Genomic DNA, 17,253 nt, shown 5'->3' with positions numbered 1-17,253 from the left:
AACGTAACAAAATGTAGTTTTTGACATTCGAAACCACGGACGACAGAGAGTATCCATGATGACTTTCATACTGTTTCTTGCTGCTGTTACCGGCCTTCTTGTTGTGATGCGCAAGGAATCCGGCGCCAAACCCGCTATCGGGGTGATGGTGGTAACAGGCCTGCTTTCACTGTTTCTGGCGTCGGGTCTACTCGCGCTCACCCTGTTCATCGGCGCCGCTGTTACCGCCGCTGCAGGCCTGCCGGGATTTCGCCGGAACTGGCTGACCCCGCGGGTATTCGCCATGTTCAAGAAAGTCGCTCCCAAGGTGTCTGACACCGAAAAGGTGGCTCTGGAAGCGGGGACCGTCAGTTGGGATGGCGAGCTGTTCACCGGACGCCCTGACTGGCACAGCCTGCTGATCAACCGTAACACGGGCCTGTCTGAGAAAGAGCAGGCTTTTGTGGACAACCAGTGCACCCAGGCTATTTCCATGTGCAACGCCTGGGACCTGGCCGTGGAACGTGCTGATCTGCCGGCAGATTTGTGGGAGTTCCTCAAGAAAGAGAAATTCTTCGGCATGATCATTCCGGAGGAATACGGCGGCCTGCACTTCTCCGCCAAGGCACAGACAGCGGTGTTGCAGAAGCTGGCGGCCAACGAGATGCTGATGGTTACCGTGGGCGTGCCCAATTCCCTCGGCCCGGGTGAGCTGCTGGTCAAGTACGGCACGGACGAACAGAAGAACCACTATCTGCCCCGACTGGCGGATGGCCGCGAAATTCCCTGCTTTGGCCTGACCGGTCCCCGCGCCGGCTCCGACGCCACCTCGCTGCCGGATACCGGTGTGGTCTGCAAGGGCGAGTTCGAGGGCAAGGAAGTGCTGGGTCTGCGCCTCAACTTCGAGAAGCGCTGGATTACCCTGGCGCCGGTTGCCACTGTGGTTGGACTCGCCTTCCGCATGTTCGACCCGGACGGACTGCTGGGCGACACCAAGGATTACGGCATCACCTGTGCGCTGATTCCCCGCAACACCAAGGGCATGGAAATTGGCCGCCGGCATTGCCCCATCGGTACCCCGTTCATGAATGGCCCTATCAAGGGCACCGACGTGTTCATTCCGCTGGATTACATCATCGGTGGTCAGGAGATGGCGGGGCAGGGCTGGCGCATGCTGGTTGAGTGCCTGTCCGTCGGGCGCTGCATCACGCTGCCATCCGGTGCGGCCGGGGCGGCTGCCTACTCCGTGGGTACTGCTGGCGGCTTCACCCGGGTTCGCCGCCAGTTCAATACGCCCGTGGCGGATATGGAAGGCGTGCAGGAGCCCCTGGCTCGCATCGCAGCCCAGACTTACATCGCCCAGTCTGCAGTCAACCAGACGGCGAACCTGATCGACAAAGGCGAAAAGCCGGCCGTGCCTTCGGCCATCCTGAAATACCACCTGACCGAAATGCAGCGTGCGGTACTGACCGATGCGATGGACGTCCACGGCGGAAAAACGGTGACCCTGGGTCCTCGCAACTACCTCGGTATTGGCTTCAGTGGGGCGGCGGTGTCCATCACCGTGGAAGGCGCCAACATCATGACCCGCAGCCTGATGATCTTTGGCCAGGGTGCAATACGCTGCCATCCCTACGTGCTGAAAGAGCTGGCGGCCAAAGACAACGATGATATCGACGCTTTCGATGATGCGTTCTTTGGCCACGCCGGCCTGATCTTCGGCAACGCCGCCCGTGCGTTCACTCAGGCCCTGGGCATTGGCAAACCCGACGTACCGTTTGATCATGATTCACGCAAATACGCTCAGGGTGTGGCCCGCTTTAGCGCCGCCTTCGGTCTATGCGCCGACGCCGCAATGACCACACTGGGGTCGGAGCTGAAAATGCGTGAGTTGATCTCGGCCCGCCTTGGTGATGTTCTGGCCAACCTCTACCTGGCCTCCATGGTGCTCAAGAACTGGCATGAAACCCAGCCGGTTGACGGTGAACGGGACCTGATGGAATACAGCCTGGCACTGCTGCTGTATCGTGCTGAAAATGCCATGGACGAATTCCTTCAGAACCTGCCAAATCGGCCGGTAGCCCTGACTCTGCGCGCCATCACCATGCCTCTCGGTCGTCGCTGGGACAAACCCCACGACGACCTCTCCCGGAAGCTGGCGAAATCCATCTCCACTGATAGCCCCGTGCGGGAGAAACTGCTGGCCGGCGCCTGGACGACTGCTGGCGAAGGCAAGGGTGCGGTTGAGAATCCCATTGCTCAATACAACTACTTGCTGAAGGATTACGACAAGGCCGAACAGCTTTATCGCAAAGTCACCAAGGCGTATGCCAAGGGGCAGTTGCCGATGGACGCACTGCATCCGGAAGAACGCTTCGAAGCCGCACTGGAAGCGGACATCTTCACCAAGGAAGAGGCCGAGTTCATGCGCGAGTACGAAGCCGTGGTCCTGGAAATGCTGACTGTCGACGACTTCCCGTTCGACGAGTTTGCCCGCAACAAGGACACACTGATCGACCACAACCCGGCCTGATAGAAGGCAGCGGGGTTTGGATTGAGGGGTGCCGGGTGGCAACACCTGGCAGGCACCAAATCATGAGGTAATTTGGGAATGTGGCTATCAATCCTGGCGGTAAGCACCGGAGCCGTCATTGGTGCGAATCTGCGATGGGCTCTGGGGCTTTGGCTCAACAGCGGCTACCACGCCATTCCCTACGGCACCCTTGTAGCCAACCTCTCCGGCGGCTGGCTCATTGGCCTGTTTATTGGCTATTTCGTACATGGCACCTCGTTGGCGCCGGAGTGGCGCCTGTTTGCCATTACCGGTCTTTGCGGCGCCCTGACCACCTTCTCCACCTTCTCCCTGGAAATGCTGTCCGCCATCCAGGAAGGCAAATGGAGCATGGCCCTGGCTGGAATTCTCGCTCATGTTGTTGGCTCTATCCTCATGACAGCACTGGGAATTTACACCTTCGGACTGGTTCGGGGATGATGGGTAACACTACGTACGCAATAAATTAAAAATACGCTTGGCAATCCCAAAAACAAAGAGTAGAGTTATTTGCGAAGGAAAGATTCAGTAAAGCTTTCATGAATAAGACGTACCTCCGCAGTTAGTAGTGACCGTCCTGTTTTTGATTCCGCGAATTCTGTATTTCCGTAAACGCTGATCAGGCATCACAACGATAGCCTGGCGGCAAGATAAAATGATTGATTTCAGGAAGTTTAAGTATGTCTACTACTACCGGCACTGTTAAGTTCTTCAACGAAGCAAAAGGCTTTGGCTTTATCACTCGTGAAGGCGGCCCGGACGTATTCGTTCACTACAGCGCAATTCAGGGCAGCGGCTTCAAGACCCTGGCAGAAGGCCAGCAGGTTGAGTTCACCGTTACCCAGGGCCAGAAAGGTCCTCAGGCGGAAAACGTTACTGCTATCTAACGGATAGTAGGGCACCGCCAGAAAGGCAGCTTCGGCTGCCTTTTTTTGTGAGTGGATTTTGTGATTGCCACCCGAATGTGACATCTTTTATCCCCTGCCGCCGGGCGATCGCCTAGCTGTTAGTTTGCTCAGGGCCTGTTATGTTGAACACCCTCAAAGCTGTCTGGATCCTGTTTTGGGCTGCGCTGCTCACGCTGATCCTGTTCTTGCCCATTGTCGCCGCTGCTCTTGCCGGCCGTAGCGGCAACGCCGCCTTTCACGGCACCCAGGTATACGCCTGGTGCATGCTAAAACTCACCGGTATCCGCCTGAAAGTCAGCGGACGCGAGCACATTGATCCGACCCAGCGCTACGTTATCCTCAGCAATCACGCGTCCTACTTTGATCCCCCGGCCCTGGTGCTGGCATTGGGACTGCAATACCGCTGGGTGATCAAGAAAGAACTGCGTAAGGTGCCCCTGTTCGGTCTTGCGCTGGAAACCTCGCGTAACCTTTTCATTGACCGGTCAAAAGGCAGTGATGCGCTTGAGAGCATCAAGCGTGGTGTCGCCCAGTTGCCCGAGGGCACCGGCATCCTGATGTTTCCCGAAGGCACCCGATCCTGGGATGGCAAGCTGCTGCCCTTCAAGAAAGGCGGGTTTGTCATTGCCCGCGACGGCGAGCTGCCCATTCTACCGGTGACGATCCGGGGCTCCCATGACCGACTCCCCAAGGGAACGGCGGTGTTTTCGCCAGGTCTGATCGAGATCATCGTTCATCCGCCGGTGACCACCGCCGGACGTGAGGAGAGGGAAGTCCGGGAGGAAGTGAGGGGCACCATAGAAGGTGCCCTCTGAGGGGTAATGATCAGTCGCTAAAAACGTCTTCGTAAAGCCGCAAGGTACCCTCCCAGGAACGTTTTGCAGCCTGCTCGTCATAGGCGATGGGCATATTGAACTCCTCGGCGATCTTATCCGCTCCCGGATTGGTGAACGAGTGCATGACACCGGGAAAGCTGACCAGGGTTAGATCGGCTCCGGCATCCTGCATTTCTTTCACCAGGCTGGACACCTGATCCGATGGCACCATCTTGTCTGCGCCACCGGTGTAGACGTGAATCCGGGGCTGAACCTTGCCGGCTTCGGCTTTGATGGGGCTGCCCAGCGCGCCGTGATAGCTGACGACGGCGTCCAGATCCACACCCAGGCGTGCCATGTTCAGTACCACGGCACCGCCAAAGCAATAACCCTGGGCGGCAATCTTGCTGCCGTCGACACTGTCGTGCTGTGCGAGCAACTCCTTGGCAGCCATGAAGCGAGCCTTGACCTGATCAATGTCCTTGGTCGCTTCCTTCATGAAAGCCTGCGCGTCTTCGGGATGCTCGGCGAGTTTGCCCGAGCCATACATGTCCAGCGCAAATGCTGTGTAACCAGCGGCGGCCAGCTTTTCCGCCTGCTCACGGGCAAACTCATTGTGCCCCCACCATTCGTGAACCACCAGAACACCGGGGCGCTTGCCTTCGGCTTCATCGTCGTACGCCATGTAGCCGGTAAACGTTTTGCCGTTTACGGTGTATTCCACGGTTTCTGTCTGCATGTCGGCTGTCACCTGTCCGCTTGCCAGGGTAAGGGCTACTGCGAGTGAGAGCGGCGCTGCCGCCAGGGCGTGCCTGTGTTTGTTCATGGGTTCCTGCTCCGTTTGGGGCGATTGCATGGATTGCTTCGGGTTTTACGCCGAGGCCCATTAAACCGATGCATTCAATTGCTACTGCCGGTGTCAGACCTTTTTACTACACTTTACGGGATGAAACATTGTTTACCCGACAGATTCAAGGGGTCAGGCATGAAGATAGGCGTACCGAAGGAGATCAAGAATCACGAGTACCGGGTGGGAATGACACCGGCGGCGGTCCATGAGCTGTGTGGCCACGGCCACAGTGTTTGCGTTGAGATGAATGCTGGTGCTGCCATTGACTTCACGGACGAGGACTATACGAGGGCCGGGGCTGAGATTCTCGATAGCGGAACCGCTGTGTTCGAAGCGGCCGACATGATCGTCAAGGTCAAGGAGCCCCAGGCGGAAGAGCGAGCCTTGTTAAAGTCCGGCCAGACCCTCTTTACCTACCTGCACCTTGCGCCGGACCAGGCTCAGACCGATGACCTGGTAGCATCGGGGGCGACCTGTATTGCCTATGAAACGGTCACGGACAACCAGGGGCGGCTGCCGCTACTGGCCCCTATGTCGGAAGTGGCGGGGCGAATGTCGATTCAGGCTGGTGCCCACTGCCTGGAAAAATCCCTTGGCGGTCGGGGCGTACTTCTGGGCGGTGTGCCGGGTGTGAGCCCAGCGAGGGTAACCGTGATTGGCGGTGGTGTGGTGGGGCAGAACGCGGTCGCAATGGCCATCGGCCTGGGGGCCCATGTAACAGTACTGGACCGCAACATGGACGTATTGAGAAACCTCGATCATCTCTATGGCAACCGCATCAGTACGCTGTTCTCAACCGCCGCGACGCTGGAGGAAGCGGTGATCGAGTCGGACCTGGTCATCGGCGGTGTGCTGATTCCCGGAGCGTCCGCACCCAAGCTGGTGACCCGTGATATGGTCAGCCGCATGCCCGAAGGCAGTGTTATCGTAGATGTGGCTATTGATCAGGGCGGTTGTACTGAAACTTCGAAACCCACCACGCACGACGCGCCCACCTACGTCGTGGATGGGGTGGTGCATTATTGTGTCGCCAATATGCCGGGTGCGGTGGCAAGAACCTCCACTCTGGCACTGAATAATGTAACACTGCCGTTTATCGTCGCCCTGGCCAACAAGGGACCGGAAAGGGCGATGAATGATGACCCGCATCTGCGCAACGGCCTTAACGTGTTCCAGGGCAAGGTCACTTTCCGCGAGGTGGCCGAGTCCACCGGCTATGAGTTTGCAGATCCTGAAGACCTGCTCTGACATTAACATCATTCAAACAAGGAGATTTCATGAAACTGATCGGTTCCACCACGTCCCCCTATGTTCGTCGTATCAGGCTGCTGTTGGCCGATAGTGATTATGAATTCGTGAACCTCGATATTTATGGTCAGGGCAGGGATGAGCTCCGGCGCAACAACCCGGCGCTGAAGATTCCCATGCTGATCGACGATAACCAGGAGGTCTACGATTCCCGGGCAATCGCCCGCTACCTCAGCGAGAAGCAGAGCCTGGCGCCGTTGACCTGGGATCAGGAAAACCAGCTGACGCTGATTGACGCCGCCAACGACTCTGCGGTGATCCTGCTGCTTTCGGCCCGCTCCGGCATCGATACCAACGAAGACCTGATGTTTTTCAACCTCCAGCGAGAACGCATCATGATGACGTTCAGAACCTTGGCGGCCATGGTGGACGACGGTCAGTTTTCTCAGTGGAGCTACCCGGCCATTTGCCTCTACTGTCTGGTGGATTGGATCGATTTCCGGGATCTGGTGGATTTTACCGGTGTTGAGAGTCTGCTTGGTTTCAGGGACCAGCATCGTGATCAGCCGCTTGTCGCTGCTACCGACCCTAGAAAAGCGTAAGGTTTTGTCGGGAAGTGATTGGCAATAAAAGACAAGATGGCTTTAACACTTGCGTTTCTAGGCTATAGTTGAAGGTAGCGTGGCCTGATCTTTCCAGGCCCGTGAGGCGTATCCATTCAACCAATAATAAAATTACCTCAAGGGGGTAAAGCCATGCTCCTGAATCACGCATTTGGTCTGTTCACCCATCCCGATGCCGAGTGGGCCGAAATCCGCAAGGAACACGCACCTCCCCGGCGGCTCTATGTTGCCTATGTGCTGTTGCTTGGCGCGATAGCGCCAATCTGTGCCTACATCTCCACGGCCCATATCGGTTGGACGGTGAGCGGTGAGCGCGTCATAAAGCTCACGGAAGTCAGCGCGATACAGCTAAGCGTTCTGACCTATCTGGCCATGCTGGTGGGCGTGTTTGCCCTGGGGTTCGCCATCAACTGGATGGCCCGGACGTATGGCGCCCATGAAGAGACCGTTCCTTCTAACGGCATTGCGTTGGCGTCGTATTCCTGTACGCCGCTGTTCCTCGCCGGTTTTGCGTTGCTTTATCCAGTGCCCTGGTTCAATGCCCTGGTCTTTCTGGCGGCAGCTTGTTATGGCGCCTGGCTGATGTACGACGGCCTGCCGATTGTCATGGGCATTCCCAAGGACCAGGCGGTGATGTACGCCGGTGCCTTGCTGACGGTGGCGCTGGTCATCCTGGTGTCAACCCGTGTTGGCTCCGTCATCCTCTGGAACTACGGCCTGGGGCCGGTTTTCGTCGAAGGGTAGCGGATTTCCCCGGCTTGTCGTGATTTGCTATTCAGGATGTCGCCATCCGTCATCCTGTCGTTACACTTTGGCGCTACCTTTTACCTGACCACTAAACCAGGGCAGGAAAAGGTATGAAACGATTGAGCCGCAGGGACTTCCTGAAAGCATCCGCCATGGGCATGGGCGCTGTTGCCATATCCACAGGGCTGGCCGGATGCATACTCGACAGCAGCGACAAACGCGATATCCGCTTCTCGCAGGGCGTTGCCAGTGGCGACCCCCTGCAGGATGGCGTAATCCTCTGGACCCGTGCCGTACCGGACGACGATTCCGGGCGGGACGTGGACATCGCCTGGGAAGTCTCTACTGACGCTGACTTCCGCAGCATGACTCACTCCGGCCGCTCGCGCGCCGCGGCTCAGCACGATTACACGTTCAAGGTGGATGTTCGGGGCCTGATGCCAGGTCAGCGCTATTACTATCGTTTCCGCACCGCCAGAAGCACCTCCCCGACCGGTATGACGCAGACTCTTCCTGAGGGCACGGTGAGCCAGGTGAGGTTCGCGGTGGTGTCGTGCTCCAATTACCCCGCCGGCTACTTCAACGTGTATCGGGAAATCGCGGGCCTGGACAACCTGGACGCCGTGCTGCATCTGGGGGACTATCTCTATGAGTACGACAGCGATCCGGACAGCTATGGTGCTGGGCAGGCAGACGCCATGGGCCGTACGTTCCCCGCATCGAACAACCGTGAGCTCATCACCCTGGAGGATTACCGCCGCCGCTACGCCATCTACCGGGGCGATGACCATTTGAGGGAATTGCACCGCAAGGTGCCGTTCATCACTGTCTGGGATGACCACGAAGTGGCCAACGATACCTGGCGGAACGGTGCTGAGAACCACAATGCCGATGAGGGTGATTTCAGTGACCGTAAGCTCGATGCACTGCGGGCATACTTTGAATGGATGCCGATCCGGCCGGTCACGGACGGAGACCGGGAAACCATCTCCCGTAGTTTCCGCTTTGGCGACCTGGTGGATCTGCACATGCTGGACACACGAATCATCGGCCGCGACGAGCAACTGGCCTACACTGATTATCTGACCCAGGATGGCATTGACGCAGCCCGGTTTGCTGCAGATGTAGGCGATCCGAACCGCACCATGCTGGGAGCGGAGCAGCGGCTTTGGCTTGAGAACGCGCTGGCAACCTCGACTGCCACCTGGCAGGTACTGGGGCAGCAAGTGTTGATGGGGCGGATGACGCTGCCCGCGGAGCTGCTGGCCGGCATCATCAACCCTGACCCGTCTGTGTTGCTGCCCTTGTTCGCGGAGCTGGCCAACCTCAAGGGCCGCTACCTGGCTGGAGATCCCTCGTTGACCGACGAGGAAATCGCCCGGATCGAAACCGTGCTGCCCTACAACCTGGACGCCTGGGACGGCTACTACGTGGAACGGGAAGTGATTCTGGAAACGGCGAGGCAACTACAAAAGAACCTCGTGGTATTGGCCGGGGATACCCACAACGCCTGGGCAAGCAACCTGAAAACCGGCAATGGTGACCAGGTGGGTGTGGAGTTCGCCACGCCGGGGGTTTCTTCCCCCGGTCTTGAAGACTATCTCCAGTTGCCGGAAGCGACCATACCCGATGCCGAGGCGGCTATAAAGCTCCTGGTGGACGATCTCGATTACCTGAACGTGAACCAGCGGGGCTACATGCTGGTGACGTTTACGCCCGATGAGGCGAGGGCGGACTGGCGCTTCGTCAGCACCGTCAAAGACCGTAACTACGAGATTGTGAGTGATCGAAATGCTGCCCGGCAGACCTTGCCGGGGCCGGGCAACCGTTCACTGGTTACGCCCGGTTGACGGGGTCTGTACACCCGCTGCCGAAGGACTCAGGCGGCGGGTTCGAATTGCCGCTGCAGCCATAGCCTGATGTCGTCGGATTCGTACAGCCATTGATCCTTGCCGTCATCCTGCCGGATCCGCAGGCAAGGCACCTTGACGTGACCGCCGCCGGCTTCCAGCTCTGAGCGGTGTTCGCCGTCATGCTGTGCGTCACGGGTTTCAATGTTGAGGCCCAGGCGCGCGATTTCCTTGCGGACCTTGATGCAGAAGGGGCAGGCCGTGAACTGGTAAAGCGCGAGGTCTTCGCAGGCACTGTCCACCTTTGCCTGCGCGTCAGGCGTGCGCGTGATGCTCTTGGGCGTGCTCAACTTCTCGCTGATCAGCATGACGGGGGTCAGGATCAGCCGAAGGGTACGGAAAAAATAGCGGATGATGATTCTCATGGACTCGATACAGCTCTAGTCGATGGGGTGGATTTCGTTGCAGACCAAACCGGATAGGGAATGCCTGACAGCCTGTTCATACAATAAGCGTGTGCCAGAAGCAGGCAAACGCCAGCCATCAGGACGGGCAATTGTGCCGGATCAGGCATCAGGCCGAGTGATACGATGAGCGCAGTGGCTCCGGCCGGCGGATGCACGACACGGAATAGTACCATCAGGCAGCCGGTCAATCCGAGGGATAAAGCCGAAGCGCCGACCCTTGGCAGATCGACGCCGTGTAAAAATGCCGAGGCCTGGTCCTGTAGGCCAAAAACATGAAGGCTGAACAGCCCCATCAATGCACCGATGAGGTGGCCGCAAAAGGTATTGCGCGGAGAAGCCGGTTCCGCGAGCGGAACGTGGAACAGTATAAACGCCGTCGCGCCCAGCGACGGGAATATGAAGGCTTCCTGTGTGACCAGTGCGATAAAGGAAACAAGCGCGATACTCAGCGTGCCGTTGATCAGGCTAAACCCCGCCATCACAGTCCGGCGACTGTATCGGTTCGTCAGCTGTTCAAGATGAAACACCTTTAGCAGACCGCTGGCTAGCTGCCAGCGCAGTCGTTCGTTTCTGCGTCCCATTGTTCTCTCGTTAACCTGAGTCATTTGCACCAAAAAGGTGCGTGATAGTAAGCCCTGGCCCTGAACAAGGCAAATCGCTATTTCCGATAACCGTGAGCGACTGGCAAAGCTTTACGGATGTTTATGTGCAGAAGGGCGTAAGGTATTGCCCGGGGCGTTGTATTGCTGTCGCCGGGCGTTTCTGACAGTCTTTTGTTAATGACAGAAACAAGGCCGGGCCAACCGGACATTCAGGAGAGCACAGTAATGACAGAAGACAAACGCCGCCGTTATTCCGCGCCCGTGGTCGACGGCCTGGGCAAGTCCGCAAGCCGCGCCATGTTGCGGGCCGTGGGGTTTACCGATGAAGATTTCCGCAAACCCCAGATCGGTATTGCCTCGACCTGGAGCAACCTGACGCCCTGCAATATGCACATCAACCAACTGGCGGAGGAATCGGCCGCGGGTGCCGACGAGGCCGGGGGCAAGAGCCTGACGTTCAATACCATCACCGTTTCCGACGGCATCGCCAACGGCACTGAGGGTATGAAGTACTCCCTGGTGTCGCGGGAAGTCATTGCCGACTCCATTGAAACCGTGGCCGGCTGCGAAGGTTTCGATGGCCTGGTTGCCATCGGCGGCTGCGACAAGAACATGCCCGGCTGCATGATGGGCCTGGCAAGGCTGAACCGGCCGTCGGTATTTGTCTATGGCGGCACCATCATGCCCGGCGAGAATCACACCGACATCATTTCTGTGTTTGAGGCGGTGGGTGCCCATGCCCGGGGTGACCTGGACCTGATTGAGGTCAAACAGATCGAGGAAACCGCGATTCCGGGCCCTGGCTCCTGTGGCGGCATGTACACCGCCAACACCATGGCCTCAGCGATTGAAGCCATGGGCATGAGCCTGCCGGGCAGTTCGGCCCAGAACGCCATTTCCGAGACCAAGGCAGCAGACTGCAGGGCGGCGGGCGCGGCCGTGCTCAACCTGCTGGAGAAAGACCTGAAGCCATCGGACATCATGACCCGTGAGGCGTTCGAAAATGCCATCACTGTGGTGATTGCCCTGGGTGGCTCCACCAACGCGGTGCTGCACCTGATTGCCATGGCCAGCACCGTTGGCGTTGACTTGACGCTGGACGACTTCGTGGAAATCGGCAAACGGGTTCCGGTATTGGCGGATCTGCGCCCCAGCGGTCACTACATGATGTCGGAACTGGTGGCTATTGGCGGCATCCAGCCGTTGATGAAGATGTTGCTGGACCGGGGAATGCTCCATGGCGACTGCATGACCGTCACCGGGAAAACGCTGGCGGACAACCTGGAAGACGTGGCTCCATACCCGGCAAGCCAGGACATCATTCACGCCTTTGATGACCCTATCAAGGCGGATAGCCATCTGCGTATCCTATACGGCAACCTGGCGCCCACTGGCGCGGTGGCTAAAATCACCGGCAAGGAGGGCACCCATTTCACCGGTCGCGCGCGGGTGTTCCAGTCCGAGGAAGAGGCCCAGGAGCGGATTATGGACGGCACCGTTGTGGCCGGAGACGTGTTGGTGATCCGGTTTGAAGGGCCCAAAGGGGGCCCGGGCATGCGGGAAATGCTGACGCCTACCTCTGCCATTATGGGCAAGGGGCTGGGCAGCGATGTGGCGCTGATTACCGACGGGCGTTTTTCGGGCGGCAGCCACGGTTTCGTAGTGGGTCATATTACACCGGAAGCCGCCGAAGGTGGGCCGATTGCGCTGGTGGAAACTGGCGACACCATCACCATTGATGCAGTGGCCAACCGTATTGAGCTGGATGTTTCGGAGCAGGAAATGGAGCGCCGCCGACAGGCATGGACGGCACCGGCTCCCAGGTTTACCCGCGGGGTGCTGGCCAAATACGCGCGCACCGTAAGCTCCGCCTCGGAAGGCGCAGTGACGGACAAGCCCTGAGCCAGGGGCTGTTTTGGCTGGTATAGTAATAAGGTGACACCGGAATAACACATAATAAGGTTTGACCAATGATCCGAACGGCCATTGTCCTGGCGTTGACAGTCCTGTGCTTGATGAGTGTTTCACCCGCGATGGCAATTGAGAGGTCTGAGTTGCAACTGGCTTCTGTCAACGCAGCGGTGGCCTACGCCGACGGTGACGGCTTGGTCTATGGCAAGAATGCGGATCGGCGGGTGCCGATTGCCTCAATCACCAAGTTGATGACCGCGCTGGTGGTGATGGAGTCCGGCGAGCCCCTGACCGAATGGCTGGACTTCCGGGAACGCCACATCCCCGCCCCGGCCAATGCCTATACCCGTATTCGCGTGAGCTCCGAGCTCAGACGCTCTGATGTGCTGCGTATTGCACTGATGTCGTCGGAAAATTTTGCGGCCCATACCCTGGCAAGACACCATCCTGGTGGCTACGACGCCTTTATCGAAGCGATGAATGCCAAGGCCGGTGAACTGGGAATGCGGAAGACCACCTTCGTGGACCCCACGGGATTGTCCATTGACAATCGTTCCACGGCGGCGGACCTGGTTCGCCTGGTCAGAGCGGCCAGCCAGTACCCACAGATACGGGAGTACTCCACCACCCGTTATTTTACCGCCCAGTTCCGTCAGCCCAGGTACCGGCTGGCGTTCGGGAATACCAATGTCCTGGTCCATCGTGAGAGTTGGGGCGTGGGGGTGAGCAAGACGGGCTATCTGTCCGATGCTGGCCGTTGCCTGGTGATGCTGTTTGAGCTGGACGGCAAGCCGTTGGTGACGGTGCTGCTTGACTCCTTGGGCACCCGTTCACCGATGGGGGATGCGGGCAGGATCAAACGATGGCTGACCACTGGCGCCGGTGGCAGTGTTGCTGCGGCCGCGCGTGCGTATGAGCGGAAAAAGAACGCAGCCTATGCCGCTTCGGACGGCGCATCCGTGAGTGTGAACTGACCTCTGGCGAATCGGGAACGCAGCGTATGATTGAGATATTCACCACCGGCGGCACCATCGACAAGGTGTATTTCGACGCCAACAGCGAGTTTGAGATTGGAGACAGCCTGATTGCGGAGCTGTTGGCGGAGTCCAACATCCATGACGGCTATGCCCTGAACGGGTTGCTGCGCAAGGACAGCCTGGAAATCACAGACAGCGATCGGGAAATCATCAGAACCGCCGTCAGTCAGTGTAACGCTGAGCGGGTACTGATCACCCACGGTACCGATACCATGCCGGAAACGGCCAGAGCACTGTTGTCGGTGAAAAGGAAAACCATTGTGCTGTTTGGCGCCATGCAGCCGGCACGGATGCGCCGGAGCGACGCGGTTTTTAATATCGGCTATGCATGGGCAGCGGTCCAGCTACTACCTCACGGGGTGTATATTGCCATGAACGGCGAGGTGTTCGAGGCCGGTTCCGTGCGCAAGAACCTGAAGGCCCAGCGCTTCGAGCGCACTTGATCAGCACACGCTGTTCACTTCCTCAGCGGTCAGTTCCCGGTAGTGTCCCGGCACCAGTGAATCGTCGAGCACGAGGGTGCCGACACGCCATCGATGCAATTCCGTCACATGGTTGCCCACCGCCGCAAGCATTCGTTTAACCTGGTGGTAACGCCCTTCCGACAACGTCAGGTCAATTTCCCTGGCATTGAGCGGGTGGACTTTGGCAGGTCTGGTGGGCCGTGACTCACCGTGCAGTAATACACCCTGTTGCAGTTGCGTGATGGCGAGGTCATTAATGGGTTCGGCGAGCGTCACGCGGTAGGTCTTGGGGCATTCCACCCGGGGGGAGGTGATGCGATGTGACCATTGGCCATCGGTGGTCAGCAGCAGTAGCCCGGTGGTGTCGGCGTCCAGTCGCCCGGCGATGTGGAGCCCGTGACGGACGTCTGCGGGCAGCAGGTCCAGCGCCGTGGGTTGCTGACTGTCGGTGGTGGCACTGATCACACCATCGGGCTTGTACAGCATCAGGTACCGCTCTGCAGGCAGTGACAGCAGCTGCTCGTCGAGGGAAACCGGGGTGTTTGCGTCCACAGGGGAGGCGGGTTTGCGACAGGTCTGCCCATCCACCCGGACTCGGCCTGCACTGATGGCTTTTTTCGCATCGCGGCGCGACAGGGTGGTCGCGTTGGCAACGAAATAATCCAGGCGCATGCTCAGGTACAGCCCTCTCCAGGTGGCGGGAGTGTCAGGCTGGCAAGGCACAGTACCTCCGCAGAGCCCGTCATTCGCGACCAGAGCACGCCGATGAGTTCCCCTCCAATCGGCGGACGGTCCAGCTGTGAACTGGGCTCTGGCTCAAGACGGTCGCCCTTGTACTTGGCGAGTATGAAGGTGAAGGGGTGCGCCCCGGGGATACCCAGGCGGATATCGGTCGCCGTGAGTTGGTCGCCGTCCCTGTCGTAGTGCAGGAAGCCACGCGTAAACCAGTCCAGTCGCTGGCCTTCTGGTAATGACGTGGCCGCCTTCGCCAGGCTGGGTTCACGGGGGAAGTGTTCCACCGTAATGGGGCCGTTGCCATCCAGGAATCCGGTCACGATTTCCACCCGTTTTTCCTCACCCACAACGGTCACTCGCCACAGTACGGTATTGAATGGCATCGGCTGAACCAGCCGTGGGGCATCTTCCAGGCCTTCCTCGGCCAGCGTGGGGCCAACCCGTTCCTGGATGATCTGTTGCGCCGTTGCACTCCACCCCAGATAAAGCGTTGAAAGGAGCAGGCCGGCCATGATGGCACTGGTTTGTGGCCCGCGGATCAGGAACGCCGTGATGCCGACCAGTAGCGGCAGGGTATAAAGCGGGTCGATAATGAAAATGCTGCTGATGGCCACCGGTGGGCCGATAGGCCAGAACAACTGGGTTCCATAGGTGGTAAAGGCATCGAGCAGGGGGTGCGTCATAAGCACAAGCGCGGTGAGCGCAAACCAACGCCCGTAGCCGAGATGGGGACGCCACCGATGGAGTGCAAAGGCCAGCAATACGGACAGCGGCAACAGGACAAACAGCGAGTGGCTGAATCCGCGGTGCTGGGTAAAGTTGGCGACCGCCGTGCCGTAATCAATGATGACGTCCAGATCGGGAAGGGTGCCGAGAACGGCACCGACCAGCAGGGCTGAGCGGCCAAGGGTTTTTCCGGCAACGGCACCGGCCAGCGAGGCGCCCAGTGCCGCCTGGGTAATCGAATCCATCGGGATGACACCTTGTCAGTTAAGTCCGGCAGGTATTATGCGCGGAATCGGTTGTCGGATCACGCCCCAGATGGTCGACAGATGGCTGTCAGGTATCACTCCCGGAGGTTTCAGGTGTCAGGTCTACCCCCAAGGCATTGAGAACAGTGTCGCCGGGGTAGCCGTCGGCAACGAGGCCATTTTCTGACTGGTAGCCGCGAATAGCCGAGCGTGTATTGGGGCCAAGGATACCGTCCGGTTTCCCGGTATCAAATCCCTGTTCGTTCAGTGCTTCTTGTAGGGTAAGGATATTGTCCCGTGACAAGGCTGGCATGTCTTCCGGGGGCGGGGTCTGCAGTTTGCCAGCGCCGGCAATGCGGTCCGCCAGATGTCCGACCGCGATGGCGTAGAATTCGGAGCGGTTCCAGCCCATGATCACATTAAAATTCTTGTAGGCCAGAAACGCAGGCCCTCTGTGTCCTGCAGGAACCACCAGCGCGGCTTCGATGGGCTCGTTCGCCAGTTTATTGCCGAAGGCGTCGGTCACACCCAGGGTTCGCCACTTTTCCAGGGGCAGCCGGCGGCCGTCCGCCAGGCTGTAATCGAACCCTTGGGGCAGAAGAACCTCCCGTCCCCAGCGGTAGTCGCCATCCCAACCGAGATCCTGCAGGAAGTGGCCGGCTGACATCATCGCGTCGGGCAAGCTGTTCCACAGGTCGCGCTTGCCATCGCCGTCGCCATCCACCGCATGGCGCAGGAAGACCGTTGGCATGAACTGCACATGCCCCATGGCACCGGCCCAGGAGCCTTCCATCTGTTCGGCGGGGATGGCGCCCTCGTCGACAATCCTGAGGGCTGCAATCAACTGTTCGGTGAAGAACTGACTGCGCCGTTCGTCACACGCCAGGGTGGCAAGAGAACTGGGCACCGACATCTTGCCGAAGTAGGAGCCGAAGTTGGTTTCCAGGCCCCAGAACGCCATGAGATAGGGGGCGGGCACGCCGGTTTTCCGGGTAACGCGTTCAAGCAGTTCCTCGTGTTGGTCCAGCAGCTCCCGCCCGCGGCTTACCCGGTCGGAGTTGACCCGGCGGTTGAGATAGTCCGCGAAGGTGGTGGTGAATTCGGGCTGGCGGCGGTCGAGCTCTATCACGCGCTCCAGATATTCGGCACCGGCCAGCACTTCGCCCGCCGTTTGTGATGACACACCTGCCTCGATGGCCTGGCTTTCCAGGTGTTCGATGCACTGGGGGAAACGGTTTTCCAGGTCGGCGTCAGCGGCCGCGGACGCACTGCTCAGGACGAATAATCCGGTGAGTGAAAGGTGTCGAATCGTCCGTTGGCCCTTTGATGTCCCTGTGAATATGCTCGGCACGCTAAACCTCGATCTGGGGTGGATGTTTCTGGTTCATGGTAGCCTGTTTTTGTGGCCCTGAAACACTGTTGTTACCGGATTCCGGTGACAATTCTTTAACCTGGTGTTCCACACCGCACTGGATGTGTCGTCTTTTTGTAGTCC

General features: G+C 58.9%; 17 protein-coding genes. 11 read left to right on the top strand and 6 right to left on the bottom strand.

The annotated features are described in order from the left end of the window. Window positions 1-58: 58 nt before the first annotated feature. From AC13D2_RS02265 to AC13D2_RS02250, 4 genes are all read left to right on the top strand, one after another. On the top strand, window positions 59-2,512 hold the full coding sequence (locus tag AC13D2_RS02265) for an acyl-CoA dehydrogenase (RefSeq protein WP_300493583.1): 2,454 nt from the start codon (window positions 59-61) through the stop codon (window positions 2,510-2,512). A gap of 78 nt (window positions 2,513-2,590) precedes the next feature. Then, window positions 2,591-2,971, top strand: coding sequence for a fluoride efflux transporter CrcB (crcB, locus tag AC13D2_RS02260; protein WP_292049609.1), 381 nt, complete (start codon window positions 2,591-2,593; stop codon window positions 2,969-2,971). A gap of 239 nt (window positions 2,972-3,210) precedes the next feature. Continuing rightward, the gene (locus AC13D2_RS02255) at window positions 3,211-3,417 is read left to right on the top strand and encodes a cold-shock protein (RefSeq protein ID WP_007154967.1); all 207 of its coding nucleotides are present in this window, start codon (window positions 3,211-3,213) and stop codon (window positions 3,415-3,417) included. Between the two features lie 140 nt (window positions 3,418-3,557). Beyond that, window positions 3,558-4,253: a lysophospholipid acyltransferase family protein gene (locus AC13D2_RS02250; RefSeq protein WP_300493368.1), complete on the top strand. Its 696-nt coding sequence runs from the start codon at window positions 3,558-3,560 to the stop codon at window positions 4,251-4,253. 10 nt (window positions 4,254-4,263) lie between these two features. Here the strand turns inward: AC13D2_RS02250 and AC13D2_RS02245 are convergent, their stop codons facing one another. After that, window positions 4,264-5,079: a dienelactone hydrolase family protein gene (locus tag AC13D2_RS02245; protein ID WP_292049607.1), complete on the bottom strand. Its 816-nt coding sequence runs from the start codon at window positions 5,077-5,079 to the stop codon at window positions 4,264-4,266. Window positions 5,080-5,238: 159 nt separating this feature from the next. On the opposite strand from AC13D2_RS02245, the gene ald reads away from it, so the two are divergent. The 4 genes from ald to AC13D2_RS02225 all read left to right on the top strand — a co-directional run bounded on the left by ald (window position 5,239) and on the right by AC13D2_RS02225 (window position 9,571). Continuing rightward, the gene (gene ald, locus AC13D2_RS02240) at window positions 5,239-6,351 is read left to right on the top strand and encodes an alanine dehydrogenase (RefSeq protein WP_300493371.1); all 1,113 of its coding nucleotides are present in this window, start codon (window positions 5,239-5,241) and stop codon (window positions 6,349-6,351) included. 29 nt (window positions 6,352-6,380) lie between these two features. Continuing rightward, on the top strand, window positions 6,381-6,953 hold the full coding sequence (locus AC13D2_RS02235) for a glutathione S-transferase family protein (protein WP_300493374.1): 573 nt from the start codon (window positions 6,381-6,383) through the stop codon (window positions 6,951-6,953). 153 nt (window positions 6,954-7,106) lie between these two features. Further along, window positions 7,107-7,718 (top strand): Yip1 family protein, encoded by a 612-nt coding sequence (locus AC13D2_RS02230; protein WP_292049605.1) that lies wholly within the window; start codon window positions 7,107-7,109, stop codon window positions 7,716-7,718. Window positions 7,719-7,831: 113 nt separating this feature from the next. Then, window positions 7,832-9,571 carry an alkaline phosphatase D family protein gene (locus AC13D2_RS02225; protein WP_482938166.1) on the top strand — a complete coding sequence of 580 codons (1,740 nt, stop codon included), beginning with the start codon at window positions 7,832-7,834 and terminating at the stop codon, window positions 9,569-9,571. Between the two features lie 29 nt (window positions 9,572-9,600). Here AC13D2_RS02225 and AC13D2_RS02220 read toward each other — a convergent pair whose 3' ends face one another. Together AC13D2_RS02220 and AC13D2_RS02215 are read right to left on the bottom strand one after the other, a co-directional pair. Further along, entirely contained in the window at window positions 9,601-9,996 is a 396-nt protein-coding gene (locus tag AC13D2_RS02220; protein WP_300493378.1) for a glutaredoxin family protein, read from the bottom strand. Then, window positions 9,993-10,643, bottom strand: coding sequence for an HPP family protein (locus tag AC13D2_RS02215; RefSeq protein ID WP_482938165.1), 651 nt, complete (start codon window positions 10,641-10,643; stop codon window positions 9,993-9,995). The genes AC13D2_RS02220 and AC13D2_RS02215 overlap by 4 nt, the downstream gene beginning before the upstream one ends. 222 nt (window positions 10,644-10,865) lie before the next feature. On the opposite strand from AC13D2_RS02215, the gene ilvD reads away from it, so the two are divergent. The 3 genes from ilvD to AC13D2_RS02200 all read left to right on the top strand — a co-directional run bounded on the left by ilvD (window position 10,866) and on the right by AC13D2_RS02200 (window position 14,031). After that, the gene (gene ilvD / locus AC13D2_RS02210) at window positions 10,866-12,542 is read left to right on the top strand and encodes a dihydroxy-acid dehydratase (RefSeq protein WP_300493382.1); all 1,677 of its coding nucleotides are present in this window, start codon (window positions 10,866-10,868) and stop codon (window positions 12,540-12,542) included. 68 nt (window positions 12,543-12,610) lie between these two features. Continuing rightward, window positions 12,611-13,525 carry a D-alanyl-D-alanine endopeptidase gene (gene pbpG, locus AC13D2_RS02205; protein ID WP_292049599.1) on the top strand — a complete coding sequence of 305 codons (915 nt, stop codon included), beginning with the start codon at window positions 12,611-12,613 and terminating at the stop codon, window positions 13,523-13,525. Between the two features lie 26 nt (window positions 13,526-13,551). Continuing rightward, complete coding sequence (locus tag AC13D2_RS02200; RefSeq protein ID WP_292049597.1) at window positions 13,552-14,031, top strand: asparaginase domain-containing protein; 480 nt, start codon at window positions 13,552-13,554, stop codon at window positions 14,029-14,031. Here AC13D2_RS02200 and AC13D2_RS02195 read toward each other — a convergent pair whose 3' ends face one another. The 3 genes from AC13D2_RS02195 to AC13D2_RS02185 form a co-directional block, all read right to left on the bottom strand. Then, a complete protein-coding gene (locus AC13D2_RS02195) occupies window positions 14,032-14,724 on the bottom strand; it encodes a pseudouridine synthase (RefSeq protein ID WP_292049596.1) in 693 nt (230 codons plus the stop codon). 2 nt (window positions 14,725-14,726) lie between these two features. Next, window positions 14,727-15,758, bottom strand: coding sequence for a metal-dependent hydrolase (locus AC13D2_RS02190; RefSeq protein ID WP_300493385.1), 1,032 nt, complete (start codon window positions 15,756-15,758; stop codon window positions 14,727-14,729). 88 nt (window positions 15,759-15,846) lie between these two features. Further along, window positions 15,847-17,034 (bottom strand): lytic murein transglycosylase, encoded by a 1,188-nt coding sequence (locus AC13D2_RS02185; RefSeq protein ID WP_482938176.1) that lies wholly within the window; start codon window positions 17,032-17,034, stop codon window positions 15,847-15,849. Window positions 17,035-17,253: the final 219 nt, after the last annotated feature.

The sequence above is a fragment of the Marinobacter sp. B-12 genome (assembly GCF_056857915.1).
This window is presented reverse-complemented; position numbering and strand designations above follow the sequence as displayed.

Bases quoted from the DNA above. Each gene is read 5' to 3' on its own strand.
- AC13D2_RS02265 (WP_300493583.1), top strand. From the start codon at position 59: ATGACTTTCATACTGTTTCTTGCTGCTGTTACCGGCCTTCTTGTTGTG.
- crcB (WP_292049609.1), top strand. From the start codon at position 2,591: ATGTGGCTATCAATCCTGGCGGTAAGCACCGGAGCCGTCATTGGTGCG.
- AC13D2_RS02255 (WP_007154967.1), top strand. From the start codon at position 3,211: ATGTCTACTACTACCGGCACTGTTAAGTTCTTCAACGAAGCAAAAGGC.
- AC13D2_RS02250 (WP_300493368.1), top strand. From the start codon at position 3,558: ATGTTGAACACCCTCAAAGCTGTCTGGATCCTGTTTTGGGCTGCGCTG.
- AC13D2_RS02245 (WP_292049607.1), bottom strand. From the start codon at position 5,079: ATGAACAAACACAGGCACGCCCTGGCGGCAGCGCCGCTCTCACTCGCA.
- ald (WP_300493371.1), top strand. From the start codon at position 5,239: ATGAAGATAGGCGTACCGAAGGAGATCAAGAATCACGAGTACCGGGTG.
- AC13D2_RS02235 (WP_300493374.1), top strand. From the start codon at position 6,381: ATGAAACTGATCGGTTCCACCACGTCCCCCTATGTTCGTCGTATCAGG.
- AC13D2_RS02230 (WP_292049605.1), top strand. From the start codon at position 7,107: ATGCTCCTGAATCACGCATTTGGTCTGTTCACCCATCCCGATGCCGAG.
- AC13D2_RS02225 (WP_482938166.1), top strand. From the start codon at position 7,832: ATGAAACGATTGAGCCGCAGGGACTTCCTGAAAGCATCCGCCATGGGC.
- AC13D2_RS02220 (WP_300493378.1), bottom strand. From the start codon at position 9,996: ATGAGAATCATCATCCGCTATTTTTTCCGTACCCTTCGGCTGATCCTG.
- AC13D2_RS02215 (WP_482938165.1), bottom strand. From the start codon at position 10,643: ATGACTCAGGTTAACGAGAGAACAATGGGACGCAGAAACGAACGACTG.
- ilvD (WP_300493382.1), top strand. From the start codon at position 10,866: ATGACAGAAGACAAACGCCGCCGTTATTCCGCGCCCGTGGTCGACGGC.
- pbpG (WP_292049599.1), top strand. From the start codon at position 12,611: ATGATCCGAACGGCCATTGTCCTGGCGTTGACAGTCCTGTGCTTGATG.
- AC13D2_RS02200 (WP_292049597.1), top strand. From the start codon at position 13,552: ATGATTGAGATATTCACCACCGGCGGCACCATCGACAAGGTGTATTTC.
- AC13D2_RS02195 (WP_292049596.1), bottom strand. From the start codon at position 14,724: ATGCGCCTGGATTATTTCGTTGCCAACGCGACCACCCTGTCGCGCCGC.
- AC13D2_RS02190 (WP_300493385.1), bottom strand. From the start codon at position 15,758: ATGGATTCGATTACCCAGGCGGCACTGGGCGCCTCGCTGGCCGGTGCC.